At 41.9% G+C, this 14,996-nt stretch carries 14 protein-coding genes; 9 read left to right on the plus strand and 5 right to left on the minus strand.

Annotation, left to right across the window (positions count from 1 at the left end; genetic code table 11):
* Positions 1-47: 47 nt before the first annotated feature.
* On the minus strand, positions 48-455 hold the full coding sequence (gene mce / locus AC1RRY_RS19025) for a methylmalonyl-CoA epimerase (RefSeq protein ID WP_492821637.1): 408 nt from the start codon (positions 453-455) through the stop codon (positions 48-50).
* A 251-nt stretch (positions 456-706) separates the two neighbouring features.
* Between mce and AC1RRY_RS19030 the strand changes: the two genes are divergently transcribed.
* From AC1RRY_RS19030 to AC1RRY_RS19065, 8 genes are all read left to right on the plus strand, one after another.
* Positions 707-1,162 carry a MarR family winged helix-turn-helix transcriptional regulator gene (locus AC1RRY_RS19030; protein WP_492821635.1) on the plus strand — a complete coding sequence of 152 codons (456 nt, stop codon included), beginning with the start codon at positions 707-709 and terminating at the stop codon, positions 1,160-1,162.
* Between the two features lie 7 nt (positions 1,163-1,169).
* Entirely contained in the window at positions 1,170-3,782 is a 2,613-nt protein-coding gene (gene ppsA / locus AC1RRY_RS19035) for a phosphoenolpyruvate synthase (protein ID WP_492821633.1), read from the plus strand.
* 74 nt (positions 3,783-3,856) lie between these two features.
* The gene (locus tag AC1RRY_RS19040; RefSeq protein WP_492821631.1) at positions 3,857-4,255 is read left to right on the plus strand and encodes a VOC family protein; all 399 of its coding nucleotides are present in this window, start codon (positions 3,857-3,859) and stop codon (positions 4,253-4,255) included.
* 262 nt (positions 4,256-4,517) lie between these two features.
* Positions 4,518-4,838 carry an ArsR/SmtB family transcription factor gene (locus tag AC1RRY_RS19045; protein ID WP_492821629.1) on the plus strand — a complete coding sequence of 107 codons (321 nt, stop codon included), beginning with the start codon at positions 4,518-4,520 and terminating at the stop codon, positions 4,836-4,838.
* The gene (locus AC1RRY_RS19050; protein ID WP_492821627.1) at positions 4,835-5,335 is read left to right on the plus strand and encodes an SRPBCC family protein; all 501 of its coding nucleotides are present in this window, start codon (positions 4,835-4,837) and stop codon (positions 5,333-5,335) included. Before AC1RRY_RS19045 ends, AC1RRY_RS19050 begins: the two co-directional genes overlap by 4 nt.
* A gap of 58 nt (positions 5,336-5,393) precedes the next feature.
* Positions 5,394-5,828, plus strand: a complete 435-nt coding sequence (locus tag AC1RRY_RS19055) for a VOC family protein (protein ID WP_492821625.1) — start codon at positions 5,394-5,396, stop codon at positions 5,826-5,828.
* A 297-nt stretch (positions 5,829-6,125) separates the two neighbouring features.
* A complete protein-coding gene (locus AC1RRY_RS19060) occupies positions 6,126-7,010 on the plus strand; it encodes a DUF488 family protein (RefSeq protein ID WP_492821623.1) in 885 nt (294 codons plus the stop codon).
* 2 nt (positions 7,011-7,012) lie between these two features.
* On the plus strand, positions 7,013-7,837 hold the full coding sequence (locus tag AC1RRY_RS19065) for a DUF8758 domain-containing protein (RefSeq protein WP_492821621.1): 825 nt from the start codon (positions 7,013-7,015) through the stop codon (positions 7,835-7,837).
* A 185-nt stretch (positions 7,838-8,022) separates the two neighbouring features.
* Here AC1RRY_RS19065 and AC1RRY_RS19070 read toward each other — a convergent pair whose 3' ends face one another.
* Positions 8,023-8,895: an alpha/beta fold hydrolase gene (locus AC1RRY_RS19070; protein ID WP_492821619.1), complete on the minus strand. Its 873-nt coding sequence runs from the start codon at positions 8,893-8,895 to the stop codon at positions 8,023-8,025.
* Between the two features lie 386 nt (positions 8,896-9,281).
* On the opposite strand from AC1RRY_RS19070, the gene AC1RRY_RS19075 reads away from it, so the two are divergent.
* Positions 9,282-9,971 carry a hypothetical protein gene (locus AC1RRY_RS19075; RefSeq protein ID WP_492821617.1) on the plus strand — a complete coding sequence of 230 codons (690 nt, stop codon included), beginning with the start codon at positions 9,282-9,284 and terminating at the stop codon, positions 9,969-9,971.
* 257 nt (positions 9,972-10,228) lie between these two features.
* On the opposite strand, the gene AC1RRY_RS19080 is transcribed toward AC1RRY_RS19075, so the two are convergent.
* The 3 genes from AC1RRY_RS19080 to AC1RRY_RS19090 all read right to left on the minus strand — a co-directional run bounded on the left by AC1RRY_RS19080 (position 10,229) and on the right by AC1RRY_RS19090 (position 14,841).
* Positions 10,229-11,608, minus strand: coding sequence for a TlpA family protein disulfide reductase (locus tag AC1RRY_RS19080; protein WP_492821615.1), 1,380 nt, complete (start codon positions 11,606-11,608; stop codon positions 10,229-10,231).
* A gap of 240 nt (positions 11,609-11,848) precedes the next feature.
* Complete coding sequence (locus AC1RRY_RS19085) at positions 11,849-14,509, minus strand: ABC transporter permease (RefSeq protein WP_492821613.1); 2,661 nt, start codon at positions 14,507-14,509, stop codon at positions 11,849-11,851.
* The gene (locus AC1RRY_RS19090; RefSeq protein ID WP_492821611.1) at positions 14,506-14,841 is read right to left on the minus strand and encodes a PadR family transcriptional regulator; all 336 of its coding nucleotides are present in this window, start codon (positions 14,839-14,841) and stop codon (positions 14,506-14,508) included. The genes AC1RRY_RS19085 and AC1RRY_RS19090 overlap by 4 nt, the downstream gene beginning before the upstream one ends.
* Positions 14,842-14,996: the final 155 nt, after the last annotated feature.

Consider the following 14,996-nt stretch of genomic DNA (forward strand, 5'->3'; position numbering starts at 1 on the left):
AGGGCTTTGCCGGAAGGGGTGTAATTTCAATAATATCCGGCAAGAGCTTACGCCTTCCTCTCCTGACACAACTCTATAAGAACCCCGTTGCTGCTCTTGGGATGCAGAAAACACACCAGTTTATTGTCGGCACCTTGTTTGGGTTCGGCATTCAATAAGATGAAACCCTCGCTTTCCAGACGTTTCATTTCTACCCATATGTCGTCTACCTCAAACGCAATGTGATGAATACCCTCGCCTTTTTTTTCTATGAATTTCGCAATGGCACTGTCGGGGTTGCTGGCCTCCAATAGTTCAATTTTGGTTTCGTTTATTTGGAAGAATGACGTCTGCACACCCTCGCTCTCCACGGCCTCCGACTTATAAGGCGGCACATTCAGTAATTTGGTAAACAGGGCATTAGAAGCCGCCATGTCTTTCACGGCAATGCCTATATGTTCTACATTAGTAAGCATATTTTAGATTTTATTTCCGGCAAATTAGGCATTATTTCTTTAAACAAAAAGCTTGTGGTCAGTATGAGTTACCCACCAATTCACAATCAATCACCCCAGTTCGGCTGATTATTAACCCCAATGAAATTGTCAGTCGGTGTGTCGGCCGTTTTTAAAACTGCTTTTAAAAATTCAGTTTAAAGAATGATTTGGATATTATCAATTCGAATATTATCTTTGTAACTAAGATAATTAGTTAATAAGATATATCGATGGAAATTGAAACACTCAACCGGGTAAGGAAACTGAGCCAGCTCTATGCTTACACCTCTATTCAGATGCACGAAGCCGTAGGCCGGAAGGCGGGGTTGTCTGGCACTGACCATAAGTACCTCGGATTCATTATCGAAAAAGGACAGATGACCGCAGGCGAACTCGCCACTTTGACGGGCCTCACTACCGGGGCGGTTACGGGTTTAATTGACCGGTTTGAAAAGAAAAACCTGGTGGAACGCCAGTTTGCTGCAGACGACCGACGGAAGATTATCATTGTTCCGAAAACTGAAAAAATTATGGCGCTTTTCGAACCGCTTTACAGAGCGTTCCGGAGCCAATCAGAAGCATTGCTGGCGTCATTTTCTGACGATGAAATCAAAGTCATAGAGACCTACTTTTCGAAAGCGATTGAACTCATGAACGAAACATCACACCAACTCAACGAACAATAATAGTAACATGGAAAACAGGAGTACATACATATTGGACTTTGAAGAAGTTGACAGAACAAAACTGATAATCGTAGGAGGTAAAGGTGCTAATCTGGGAGAACTGTCCGGAATTGAGGGAATATTGGTGCCACCAGGCTTTTGCATAACCACCGAAGCCTACCAAACAATAACCGAAAACAACCCCGAACTTAACCAACTACTGGATGAGTTAACGCAACTGAAAGCCGCAGATAGAAAGCACATCAGCAGCATCAGTGCCCACATCCGTATACTAATAGAAGAAACGCCCATTCCAGTAGATATAGCAGAAGAAATTACAGAATACCTCAGGCAGTCGGGTGAAAACGCGGCCTATGCCGTTCGGTCGAGCGCTACGGCAGAAGACCTGCCGACGGCATCGTTCGCAGGTCAGCAGGATACCTACCTGAATGTTATCGGTAGTGCGGCAATTCTGAAACACATCAGCAAGTGCTGGGCTTCGCTCTTTACCGAACGGGCTATTATTTATCGTCTGCAAAACGGTTTCGGCCACCATAAAGTCCAGCTGGCTGTGGTGGTGCAGCAGATGGTTTTTCCGCAAGCAGCGGGTATTTTGTTTACGGCCGACCCGGTTTCCGGCAACCGGAAGGTAGTATCTATTGATGCAGGCTTCGGCTTGGGTGAGGCACTCGTGTCAGGTCGTGTAAATCCTGATGTCTATCAAGTGAAGGATAATCAACTGATTGATAAACAGATATTTGTCAAAAAACTGGCCATTTATGCCCTGCCGGAAGGTGGTACTGAAGAACGAGAGATTGCAACCGAACAGCAGAACGCACAGGTGCTGACCGATGAACAGATTTTGCAACTCGCACAGCTCGGTAGAAAAATAGAAACACATTTCGGCTGTCCGCAGGATATTGAGTGGTGTCTTGCCGATGGGGTATTTTATATAGTTCAGAGTCGGCCGATTACTACTTTATTTCCCATTCCGGAAGCGACCGATGCGGATAACCACGTGTATATATCTGTGGGGCATCAGCAGATGATGACCGACCCCATCAAACCCCTCGGACTATCTTTCTTCCTGCTCATAACCAATGCCCCCATGCGCACCGCAGGCGGCAGGCTCTTTGTAGACGTGACTCCCATGCTGGCGGTACCCAATAAACGCGCCATGATATTTAATATGGTAGGGAAATCGGACCCGCTCATTAAAGATGCCCTCAGCACCATTGTAGACCGCGGCGATTTTATACAGGAACTGGAAGACGGAACCCCCGAAGCCAATCAGGTAAGAATGCCCTCTTCAATGGCTGAGCTACCCATTGAAAACGACCCTGCTATTGTTGCACAGTTGATTAAGAATAACCGGGCTTCTGTTGAAGCCCTAAAGCAAAATATCGCAAGTCAATCAGGGGTGGATCTGTTTGATTTTATTGAGGCTGATATTCTGCAATTAAAGAAAGACCTGTTCGACTCGCAAAGCCTGGCTGCTATTATGGCTAGTGTCAATGCTGCGGCCTGGATTAACGAAAAAATGATGGATTGGTTGGGTGAAAAGAATGCAGCCGATACGCTTGCCCAGTCTGTGGCCAACAACATTACTTCAGCAATGGGTCTGGCGTTATTGGATGTGGCCGATGCGATTCGCCCTTATCCGGAAGTGATTGACTATCTGCAGCAGACAACAGACCATAATTTTCTTGACAAACTGCCCCAATTAAACGGCGGACAGGCAGCCCGGGAAGCAATTGAGGGGTATCTTGATACATACGGCATGCGGTGTGTAGGAGAAATTGATATTACCCGAACACGCTGGAGCGAAAAACCGCTCACATTGGTACCTCTTATTCTCAGTAACATTAAAAACTTTGAAGCCGGTGCCGGTCACCGGAAATTTGAACAGGGACAACAAGAAGCAAAAACAAAAGAACTGGAGCTGCTCGACAGGCTGAAGCAACTGCCGGATGGCGAACAGAAAGCGGAAGAAACCAGAGAAATGATTGCTCAGCTCAGGAATTTCGCAGGTTATCGTGAATATCCGAAATACTTCAAAATCAATGTTTATTTTGTTTACAGGCAGGCTTTATTGAGCGAGGCAGAAAAACTGGTGCAGGCAGGCGTTATTCATGAAAAAGAAGATATATATTACCTTAGTTTTGAAGAGCTGCGCGAAGTGGTACGGACGCATCACGCCGATTACGCAATTATCAATCAGCGAAAAGCCGATTACGAACTGTTTGAAAAACTGACTCCGCCACGGGTGATAACCTCCGACGGTGAAATTATTACCGGGAAGTATAAACGGGAAAACCTTCCGGCCGATGCTATCGTGGGCTTGCCGGTTTCTACAGGTGTAATTGAAGGGCGGGCGCGGGTTATCGTGAATATAGAAGAGGCCAATCTGGAAGAGGGTGATATTCTGGTTACACCCTTTACCGACCCGAGCTGGACACCCCTGTTTGTATCTGTCAAAGGTCTGGTAACCGAAGTGGGTGGACTCATGACCCACGGAGCGGTAATCGCCCGTGAATATGGACTACCCGCAGTAGTAGGCGTTGAGAAAGCCACCCAACTGATTAAAGACGGCCAGAGAATAAGAGTGAATGGAACAGACGGGTTTGTGGAGATTTTGTAAATGGTTGTGGCGCGAACATTTCGTTCGCTGCAATAAAATATTATTACATTAAACGAAAAAATAAAAATAATCCCATGCCTCACATCAAACTAATACATACCATATTATACGTTCGCAATCAGCAGGAAAGCGCACTGTTTTATCAGAAAATATTAGGGAAAATACCTGAACTGGATGTACCGGGAATGACTGAGTTTCACCTGTCTGAAACCTGTAAATTAGGTCTGATGCCCAACGAAGGCATAGCCAAAGTATTGGGTGACAAAACACCCCACCCCAACGAGGGTACGGGTATTCCAAGATGTGAGCTGTATCTGATAGTAGATGATGTGCAGGAAGCGTTCACGAATGCTATCAATAGCGGAGCAATGCTCATCAGTCCAATAGAAGACAGAAACTGGGGCGATACCGCCTGCTACTTTGCCGATGCAGATGGGCACATCATTGCCTTTGCAGAAAAAACCAAAAAATAAAATAATCAGGTATTAGCAGTGTCTCCCGAGTGCGATGGCTAGTTCGGGGCAGGGGACTCTGCGTTTATGAGTCAGGGATAATAGAGGATTCAAATCCCTTCTTCATGTAAAGCAAGGCCCCGCTTTGATTTTATTGTAACAAATACACAATCCACTGAATTTCTTGTCATTATACCTCAACAAAAAAATGCTAATTTATTTGCGCAACTCAAAAGTTGCATATATATTTGCAACCTACAAGTTGCACAATTGATAATCAACCATGAAACAAGATATATTTCAGGCCATATCAGACCCGACACGCAGGGCCATTTTAGCGTTAATTGCTATTCAGGCATTAACACCAAATGCGATGGCAGAAAAATTTGATATGACCCGCCAGGCGGTATCAAAACACATTAAAGTATTGCACGAATGCGGATTGATTAAACCACAGCAGAGCGGCAGGGAGATTTATTATCACTTTAATGAAAAAAAAATGCAGGAATTTGATCATTGGTTAGCCCAATTCAGGCAAAAATGGGAAATTCAATTTAATCAACTTGACGAACTATTATCAACAATTAAAGAACAGACAAAATGAACAACGATTTGCTATTTGATTTTAATGTTGACAAAGCAGCGAAAACGGTATTTATAATCAGGGAATTTAATGCCGGGCTTTCTTTAGTATGGGATGCTTTTACTAAGCCGGAACTACTGGACCAATGGGGAGCACCTGCACCCATACGCGCCAAAACTAAGTATATGGACTTCAAGGTTGGAGGACAAAGATTTTATGCGATGATAAGCCCCGACGGACAAGAGCGCTGGTCAATTCAGAGATATACATCCATTACCTCGAAAACAAATTTTAAGATGTATAATTCCTTTGCAGACAAAGACGAAAACCCCGAATTGCCAGGTTCTGAATGGGATTACACTTTCAGCGAACAAAACGAAAAGACAAAAGTGAGCATTACTATTTATAATGAATCGCTTGCCCGTATGGAGAGGATGATTGAAATGGGCTTTACGGAAGGATTCAAATTATCAATGAGCAATTTGGAAAATCTGTTGGCGGGTTTATCTCAAAAATGATTTTCGTTTTCAAAACAAATAAGAAAGTAACGAATTTAACAATCTAAAAAATAAAGTTATGGCAACAATCAATCCCTGGATCAATTTCAATGGAAATGCCGAAGAAGCATTTACTTTTTACAAATCAGTATTTGGCGGAGAGTTTACAAATATTATTCGTTTCAAAGACCTGGCAAGTGCTGAATTCAGTGTTCCGGAAAAAGAAGAAAATAAAATTATGCATATTGCTTTGCCTATCGGTAAAAGTAATAAGTTGATAGCCAATGATGTGCCGGAATTTATGGGACGAGTAAACGAAAACGAAAACAGGTCGAAAATATCAATCAGCGCAGAAAGTCGCGAAGAAGCAGACCAAATTTTTAACGGACTATCAGCAGGTGGAAGTATTGAAGGACCCATTGGCGAGAGTCCCTGGGGTACGTACGCCGGAATGTTCAGAGACAAATATGGTATTGAATGGATTGTGGAATTTGACCCGAATTATAAGGGGTAAGTTTAGCCGGAGAAAGAGCACTCCCTAATCCGGTTTGCATTTTTAAATAAAAACTGAGTCCTTATTAATAGAGGAATTAGAAAAGTTTACAGAAGTTGATAGACAAATATAAATAACGGCAGACTGAAAAGCAGATTATGAAAAAGTAAGGATAAAGAATGGGAGACAGTTTTTGATTTTTTTTCCAATTCAATACTTTCAAATCAATCATGCTTTAAGTTCGACGGGCAAATTACATTTTGACAATATTTCAGTCTGCTACTAGGCTTGAAAAATCAATTTTAGTATCTTTGTATTATGTTTTACAGAAGAAAAGTTATATTGGCATTATTGCAAATTTTTGAAGGCCAAATAGATAAGATAAGCCTTCAAAAGTTGCTTTTTTTGTTTACACGGCGACAAACCAAGGCTGAATACGATTTTATTCCATATCGCTATGGCTGTTACTCATATTCCGCAAACGCGGACTTAACCGCAATGGTAAAAAGAGGAATGTTGTCGGAAACGACAAGTCATTTTGCGAGCAACGAAGTAACTGATTATTTCAAAGCTTTAAAAGATGCTGACAAAAAATTGATGCAGGAGGTCAAAATGCAATACGGAAAAATGAATGCAAGTGCTTTAATGAAGCATACATATTTAAATTTTCCGTATTGGGCTATTAATAGCTTAAAAGCTAAAGAAATTTTAACTCTTCAAGAACTTGAAAAGGTTAACAGCAGCCGCCCAAGAAATGAAAAAACTGTTTTGTATACTATCGGCTATGAGGGAATATCGTTGGAAGAATACCTGAATCGTTTACTTAAAAACGATGTAAAAGTGTTGGTTGACGTCCGCAACAATCCGCTAAGTATGAAATATGGTTTTAGCAAAAGTGAATTACAACGCTATTGTAATAACTTGGGAATAGAATATGTTCATTATCCTGAGGTTGGCATACAATCAGAACAACGGCAAGAATTGAATACACAAGCTGATTATGATAAATTATTTGCTGTATACTGCCAAAACAATTTAACAAAAACAACCGCTTCGCAGGAAAAGATTTTAAACTTACTGAAAGAAAAAAAGCGTATTGCTCTAACTTGTTTTGAAGCCAATATATGTCAGTGTCATCGAAAACACCTCGCAGAAGCCATTGAAAGCTTGCCTAACTTTAATTATGAGGTTAAACATATTTGACAATGGCAAAGACAAAAGTTTTGATTGCCGCAAAAACCTATCCTACTATTTCAGGCAAGTATGATGAACTGGTCTGTACAGCAGGTTTTCTTGAAGATGGTTCTTGGATAAGGATTTATCCCATACAGTTTCGTAAAAAATCATTTGAAGAGCAATACAAAAAATACGATTGGATTGAAATAGACCTTGTGAAAAACACCAGTGATTTCAGAAAGGAAAGTTATAGGCCTGTTTCTTATGATACTGAAATAAAAATCGTAGACCATTTAGACACAAGAAGCAATTGGTTGTTGCGAAAAGAAATCGTGTTTAAAAAAAAGGTTTATACCGATATTGAAGAACTGATTTCAGAAGCAAAAGACAGAAATGTCATGACGTCTCTTGCTGTATTCAAGCCGAGCGGAATTATAGATTTCAAAATTGAAGAGGTTGAACGAGAATGGGATAAGAAAAAACTTGAAAAATTAAAGCAAGAAAGAAGCAGTAATTTATTTGCCAAAGAAGATGAGGATTTGTTTGAAGTTGTTAGCAAACTTCCATATAAGTTTTCTTATGTTTTACATGACTGTAACGGAAAACAAAGTAAAATGATGATTGAAGATTGGGAAATTGGACAACTTTATTGGAATTGCCTCGGCCAGCATGCGGGGAATGAAGAGAAAGCAGTTGAAGACGTAAAGAAGAAATACTTTGATGATTTTGCAAAAACAAAAGACCTGTATTTATTTTTAGGAACATCTCAACTTCATCATTTTACAGGAAAAAATCCGTTTATGATTATTGGGGCATTTTACCCTAAAATAGAAAGTCAACTACCACTATTCTAAGTTAACCGTACTCAATTATTAGTTTTGTTATGGCTGTTGAGTATATTTTTCTATACCGTCCAAAAACTTCAAAAGAGGTATTTATTAGATATTAAAGTGTAATCCCCCTCTCCACTAAAATTAAATCCCTGAGGACCTTATAGTAGCCACGTGGAAAGGGGCATTTCTGCTTTAGCCGATTCCCCCTACTCCAGAAACCCATTCAAATACCCGAGTATTGTTTTTGTCTGCATCATCAGGCTGACATGGTCTTGATTAGGAACAATGGCTAGCTGTGATTTTGGCATCGGCTGGAAACCTGCAGCAATACCGCCTCCCAATAATTGATATGTTTTTGCCAGTTCGATTTTATCCATGCCATCGTTGTCGCCTGAAATGATTAATACAGGAGCAGTGATTTTTGCTATATTGTCGTCACCCAGATTAAATGACTCTCCGGCCAAGGCAATCATCTGTTCCAGAAATGCAGTCCATTTTGTTTTATCCGGTGCTACTGCATCATAGGCGGTTTGCAGTGGCGTATTTGCAAAAAACTCAGGCTTCATACTTTTAAAAATATCGGCTATTCCGGTTACCCAGCCTTCACTTTTATAAACAGAAGAAATGATGACCAGTTTTTTCAATCGTTTAGGGCTCTGTATCGCAAACTGGTAGGCTACCTCACCACCAAAACTATATCCCGCTACATCCGCGCTGTCAATTTTCAGATAATCCATTACTTTCTCCACATCGCTGGCTAAAGTTGCCAATGATAATTTTCTATCTGAAAAGGGTGTATGTCCGTGCCCTTGTAATTCTAAGGCAATTACTTTCCTTGTTTTTGCCAATTCAGGTATTAATTCCCCCCAATTCATCTCAATGGTATAGTAGGCACCATGCAGTAAAACGATAGGCTTACCGTTGCCGTATACTTCGTAATAAACTTTGATGCCATTAGCCGGTGCGTAGCCACTGGCGGTAGGTTTGATTTGCTGCGCATTAGCTATAGATGCCGTAGCCATAATGATTGCGATTAGGAGTAATTTAATATGATTGCTTGCGTTGAATATATTTTTCATAAACTTGCCCAGTTTAGTTGTTAGTGATAATACAAATATGGGAAACATTTTAGGATTCTACACTGTGTAAAAACGACAACATTAGGGATAAATCCCGACAAAACACTGATATTTTAGGTGCCTAATGTTTTGCAATGTATAAACAAGGAATGAAAAGGAAGATTGAAAGACAGTATTTATCGCATTGAACTTTTTGGTGAACAATTATTGTTTTAAGCTATCCTAGAATAATGGTATGAGGTATCCAAATCGCGCCTCCGTTCGGCTGATTATTTAGTAAGTCTATGTCAGCTATTCTTTGAGCATGATAAAGTACAATTCTATTTTTTACGATTAATTTATTTTCATACTTTTAAGCTTTGCCTGACACAATCACTAAAATTAAAATGAAAACACTTTTTGCTGCAATCATCACCTTCACTTTTATTTATACCGCCTCTGCCCAGAAAAGAACTTATACTTTCGACTATGCCATTACTATGGATTTGGAAGACAACTTTAAAAATATTGAACCCAATAAAAGCCTGAATCAAAAAAGACTTGTGTGTACCTTACTTAACAGCAAGGATCGCAGCTATTTCTCTATAGTGTCTTTTAATGCAGATTCTACCCAAAAACATATCAACATTATTGATTTTGAAAATAACCAGTCTTATTTAGCCAATCTGAACGACAAGGACGGGAAACTGATAATCAATCAATACTCAAAGTTTGGCAGCCGTACTTATAAGTTGCGGGTAGACACAAGTGCTTTTGAGCGCTTAAAACCTGATAGCTTAATAGACAATTATCTATGCAAGCAAATTATCTACCAGCATAATGGCTATACTTTTGAGACCTGGTTTACGAGCGACCTTAGAGATGCTCCGTTACATTCGTTTTATGCCATTGGTGGTACTGCAGTTTATCCCCCACAGTATAGAGGTGTACCTGTAAGGTATTGGGTGAAATCACCGACGACGGAGCGTGCCTTTAAACTGGTAACCACTAATAAAGTAAACGGCAAAATAAGAATAAAGGGAGACAAGTTAGTGTCGATTGAAGGAGATTTGAAGGTGTTGATTGATAAGAAATAAGAGATTCGGGGTTTGTAAAACAATAACCCTGCATATATCGTCCCTGACGGGACTTTGAATGAAATCTTGCATACTCATTATTCTACTGATATGTTATCCCTAACGGGATATGAAATAATAGAGCGGACAGCTAGTCAACTTTTTCAGTAAGATTTTAGTCCTGTAAGGACGTTATATCTGTAGTAATCAGAGCAAAAGGTGTTTAAAGTCCCGTCAGGGACGATATATTAATGCTCACTCTGCCGGACTGATGCCTATTATTTCTTCAAGGCTTCTTTTAACTGATAACTGATTTCGGTGGACGATGGCCTTGGGGCATCTGGATTGATGATGTCACCGTTTTTGTCGACAATCATGTAACGTGGTATGGTGTTAATCTTGTGCTGGCTTACAAAACCCGAGCTCTCGGTGTTGGTAATCAGATAACTATTTTCTTTTAGCTCGTATTTTTCCGTGGCTGCGCGCCAGGCGGTTTCTTCGTCGCTTAGGGCCAGATAAACAAACACCACATCTTTCAGTTCTTTCTTTAGTTTTTTAGAATAGGGTATTTCAGCTAAACAGGGGCCACACCAGCTTGCCCAGAAATCGACGTAAATCACTTTGCCTTTCCATTGTTTTACAAGTGCTGTCCATGTTTGTTTATGGTTATTGGCATCTGCCAGATCCAAATCATCACTTTCCACTGCGCCGTATTCAATTTTTTTCATCCAGTCTTTCAATGTATTGCTTGACCCATAGTTTGCTATGTAGTCATCAATATGCTGAATGGTGGTCTTGCGGTCATATTTCTGAACAATCATCTGTATAATTGCTCTCAGTTTAAAGTCAGCCTTTATTTCTTCCGGGAATCCCTCAAATTCCGTATTGTATTTTTCGACCAGAGTTTTGTTCTGCGGATTTCTGATAATGTTATGGTAGCTGTAAGTATTAAGCAAAGTGCCCAGATTCCGGTTATTAAAGTTGTCGGTATTAAGGTATTTGTCAGACTTCAATAAGGCGGTCAGTTCCGCATCGTGTACGGCAGCGTTCAGGTCCGATAACTTATTGTATTGCTCCATCAGAACCACATCTGCCAGTATATGCGCACTTGCTCCTTTACTTTTCAGCAGTGAGTCGCGCAGTGAGTCATAATATTCTTTACTGGCCTTCCTGTACGTATTCAGCATTTCAGCCTTATTTGCACTCTTCGATTCTATAGTTTTTTGCAACAGTTCGTCTAGTTCTTTTCTGCGTGGGCTTTGGGCGAAAGCCTCTTCCTGTGCTGTTCTGAACGTTTCTTTTTTGCCATTGACTAATCTGAAAACAGCTTTTTTGTCGGCATTCATTTCAGCCAGAAGGGTATCTCCGTTGGAAACAGTATAAAAATAGTCCCAGTCAGCGGGATAAAACAGATCAACTAATTGCTGATTATCCTGAAGGGTGATGCTGAGGGTATCACCGGGATTAACCACATAATGTGAGGTCAGGCTATCTTCTTCCGCAGGTGTGAGACGTGGGAATGCCATTAAGGGCTCGGTGTCTGTCGACTTGAAAATAAGTGTGAATGCCTTAGGGGTTGTGTCGCCGGCTGCATCCTGTTTTTTATCGGATGAGCAGGCAAGCAAAGTAAACAGAACCAGAATCCGGAATTGTTTCATGTGATGTGGTTTTTGTTGACTGAATGATTCTCAGACGCATCATTATCAATGCTGGTTACAATGATAAAAAATAAGTAGCAGGCTTGCAAAAATTGTTATTGAATGGTATTGATTAAGAGCAAATGGCGGTGGATTAAGTGAGAATACCCGATGTAAACAATAGAAGACAAGGCATTGCCTTGTCTTCTACCTGTGTTAAGAATGGAACTTTCTCCCTATTCCTTCCTCCGTTCTCCAAAACTACTCCGTTTTCAGGTTTTTCACCGGATTACTTCTGGCGGCTTTCAGGGTTTGAGAGCCTATCAATACCGATGCTAGAACCATTACTGCCAAAAGCGGAACCACAAACTCGTAGAGCTCCATCGGCAGGTGATACGCAAATTTGGTCAGTATCACCTGATCGAAGAAAAAGTAAGTAGCAGGCAGCGCCACCAGAGCTGCTATGCCCAGCAGTATCAGAAAACTCCTGCTTAGTAAGAAGATTAATCCGCTTTCTTTAGCGCCCAGCACCTTGCGGATACTGATTTCTTTCAGCCTTACTTCTGTGGTAAACACCACCATACCAAACAAACCTAAAGAAGCAATGCATATAGCCAGAAAACTGATAAACCCGATTACTTTCACCATCACAGAAAACTGGCTATAGGCAACCTCAATCTGCTCGTCGTAAAAATGAGCGTCTATCGGGTGCACTTTGTCTATCTTGCGCCAGGCGTTTTCAACACTGGCCATCACCGCGGGTATATCATTAGAACTGATTTTCAGATTCACATAGCCCCCCTGAGGTTCGGCCGAATAGCGGAGCATCATCGGTTCAATTTTGTTTTCCATGGTGCCATAATGGAAATCTTTCAGTATACCCACAATGGTCAGTTGCTTGCCGTCAACAATCACTCGTTGGCCAAGCGCTTTTTGCGGGTTGCGGTCGGTGATGTTGAAACGTTTCAATACCTGTTCGTTCACAATTATCTCGCTTTCTTCTCCACTTCTTGGGTGCTGCGTAAAATTGGTTCCGACCAGAAGCTTGTGCTCATGAATGGGCAGGTAATGCTCATCAACTGTATTCATCCACACCATCGACGAGTCGGTGGTTTTGTCTTTCGGGCTGGTGTATTTCAATTGCGTGCCATGTATACTGCCCAGACTTGTAATCATCATCGACTGAGATATGGCATCTATAGCCGGGATTTCGGATAGCTCTTTAATCAGCAGGCTCCCTTTGTTGCCTTGCAGGCGCACGTTCAGAATGTTTTCGGTTTTGAAACCCAGGTCAAACGATAGAAATCCTTTGTACTGGCGGAAACCAATAAGCGTAGTGGCAATGAAAATCAGCGAAAGCGAATACTGGATCACGATCAGGGCTTTGCGGATATTGACATGGCGGAACACCTTGAACCTGGAGTTGTCTTTCACTACCTGCAGCGCATTGATGCGTGAGAAAAACAAGGCAGGGAAGAACCCGGCTATTATACCTACGCCTATGGCCAGAAGTATGAAATTAAGGACAAGCCTGAACGAAAGCTCTAGGGAAACCAGATTACTCAGAAAAGGATTGAGGTCGAGGAACTGTTTCCGTAGAAAAAGAAAGAGAAAAAAAGCAAAGATTAACGATAACATCGCGGTGAACACAGATTCGCTCATGAACTGTCCGAAAATATGGCCAAACGGAGCACCGATAATTTTACGGATGCCTACTTCGCGGGCGCGTTTCAAAGAGCGGGCAATAGACAGATTCATGTAATTGAAACAGGCCGACAGCATGACAACCAGTGATAACCCACCCAGTACCCATAATACAACCGGCGATACATTAGGACCAATAGAATTGGAAAGCGGCTTGCCCAATACAATTTCTCTGACGGGTTGCAGGGCTACGCTTATCTGTTTGTCAGTGAAGGCCTTGTTTTCCTGTGCCGACAAGCGGTCAAGATTAGCTTGCAAGGCCTTACTGTCGGTGTTTTTGGGCAATGTAATATAAACGTAATTCTGCCAGATGTTGTCCCAGCCATAGAAATTCTGGTCGGTTTTACCTAAGCTGGCGTCGGCAGTGGCAAATGAAACAAGTGCATCGAAACGGATGTGCGAAAACTTGTTTACGTCTTCAGCTATGCCTGTCACTACATAATTCAGCGTGTCAAATTTTACTACCTTGCCCAGAGCATCGGCTTTACCGAAAAGCTTTTCGGCTGTTTTTTCTGTCAGCACCAGCGAATACGGTTCTTTCAAAGCGGTAGCGGGATCACCTTTAATGAGCGGAAACGTAAATACTTTGAAGAACGATTCGTCAGCCCAGTAGGCATTCAGTGGCAGGTAATTGTCGCCCACGCGGGCATCGCCATAAAACCCGTTGCGCATAATGGTGAGGTCTTCCACTCCGGTGATAGTCTCGCGGATTCTTCTGCCCACTTTCACCGAGGTAGACGCCAGTTCCATAGGCGATTGCGTAGGAGTCTGATAACGGGTCATTATCCGATAACTACGTTCTTTTTTGAGTTGGAAATCGTCGTATGAGGTCAGGTCTGATAACAGACCCACTACAAGCAAACCAACCGAAATACTGACGGCCAGCCCGAAAATGTTGATAAACGAAAACAGTTTGTTGCGTACCAAACTGCGGCGGAATGTTTTAAGATAGCTGCTAATCATAATTATGTATATAAAAAAATTGGTGAAACTCGGTTCACGAACCGTATACAGGCGAAAAAACTTGAGCACATCGAGCCAGTAAATCAGCCGGGCACGGGTGTTGCCTACGGTTTTCAGGTTGCGCTCAAAGTATTCGTTCAAATCGCCTTGCAGGTCTTCCAGTATGTCAGAGCGGCAGTACCATTCCAGCAGGCGTTGCGCCAGTTTCGGAGGTTCGGCTTCTTTCTGATCTTGGCTTTTGCGGAATCGTATCATATAGAGCCCTCCAGATTAAAGTCCGGAATAATACGCCATAGTGCCTCACGTGCATCTTTGGCTTTCAGCAGCGATGCTTTGCCCGCATGGGTTACTTCATAGAAGCGTTTGCGTTTACCGCCACGGGTGCTGGTGGCTTCGCCGAGGCGGCTTGTCACGAGGCCTTTTTCTTCCAGTCGGTTCAGCACAGCGTGTACAATACCCAGTTTCACAGTGCGGCCGGTGTGCTTGCTCAGTTCATCGCAGACCGCCACACTATAGGCATCGCTTATCAACGCAGCAATACAGAGTAATACCAGTTCTTCAAATTCTCCCAGGTTGGTTCCTTTCATAACAATCAAAAAAGTATTTATTCAGTAAATGTATGTAAAATAAAATGATTAACTATGGTTTTGTATGTAAAATAGTTTTGCATAGGGGTAAGGGCGAAGGGCAGGGGGATTTGGTGGCATGACATGCGGGTACACCTCGGTCTGGAGATTGCCGT

The organism is Emticicia sp. GW821-FHT11C11, assembly GCF_058808615.1.

Coding starts and splice junctions, on each gene's coding strand:
- AC1RRY_RS19040 (WP_492821631.1), top strand. CDS start 3,857: ATGCCTCACATCAAACTAATACATACCATATTATACGTTCGCAATCAG.
- AC1RRY_RS19075 (WP_492821617.1), top strand. CDS start 9,282: ATGAAAACACTTTTTGCTGCAATCATCACCTTCACTTTTATTTATACC.
- AC1RRY_RS19030 (WP_492821635.1), top strand. CDS start 707: ATGGAAATTGAAACACTCAACCGGGTAAGGAAACTGAGCCAGCTCTAT.
- AC1RRY_RS19060 (WP_492821623.1), top strand. CDS start 6,126: ATGTTTTACAGAAGAAAAGTTATATTGGCATTATTGCAAATTTTTGAA.
- ppsA (WP_492821633.1), top strand. CDS start 1,170: ATGGAAAACAGGAGTACATACATATTGGACTTTGAAGAAGTTGACAGA.
- AC1RRY_RS19045 (WP_492821629.1), top strand. CDS start 4,518: ATGAAACAAGATATATTTCAGGCCATATCAGACCCGACACGCAGGGCC.
- AC1RRY_RS19050 (WP_492821627.1), top strand. CDS start 4,835: ATGAACAACGATTTGCTATTTGATTTTAATGTTGACAAAGCAGCGAAA.
- AC1RRY_RS19055 (WP_492821625.1), top strand. CDS start 5,394: ATGGCAACAATCAATCCCTGGATCAATTTCAATGGAAATGCCGAAGAA.
- AC1RRY_RS19080 (WP_492821615.1), bottom strand. CDS start 11,608: ATGAAACAATTCCGGATTCTGGTTCTGTTTACTTTGCTTGCCTGCTCA.
- AC1RRY_RS19085 (WP_492821613.1), bottom strand. CDS start 14,509: ATGATACGATTCCGCAAAAGCCAAGATCAGAAAGAAGCCGAACCTCCG.
- AC1RRY_RS19065 (WP_492821621.1), top strand. CDS start 7,013: ATGGCAAAGACAAAAGTTTTGATTGCCGCAAAAACCTATCCTACTATT.
- AC1RRY_RS19090 (WP_492821611.1), bottom strand. CDS start 14,841: ATGAAAGGAACCAACCTGGGAGAATTTGAAGAACTGGTATTACTCTGT.
- AC1RRY_RS19070 (WP_492821619.1), bottom strand. CDS start 8,895: ATGAAAAATATATTCAACGCAAGCAATCATATTAAATTACTCCTAATC.
- mce (WP_492821637.1), bottom strand. CDS start 455: ATGCTTACTAATGTAGAACATATAGGCATTGCCGTGAAAGACATGGCG.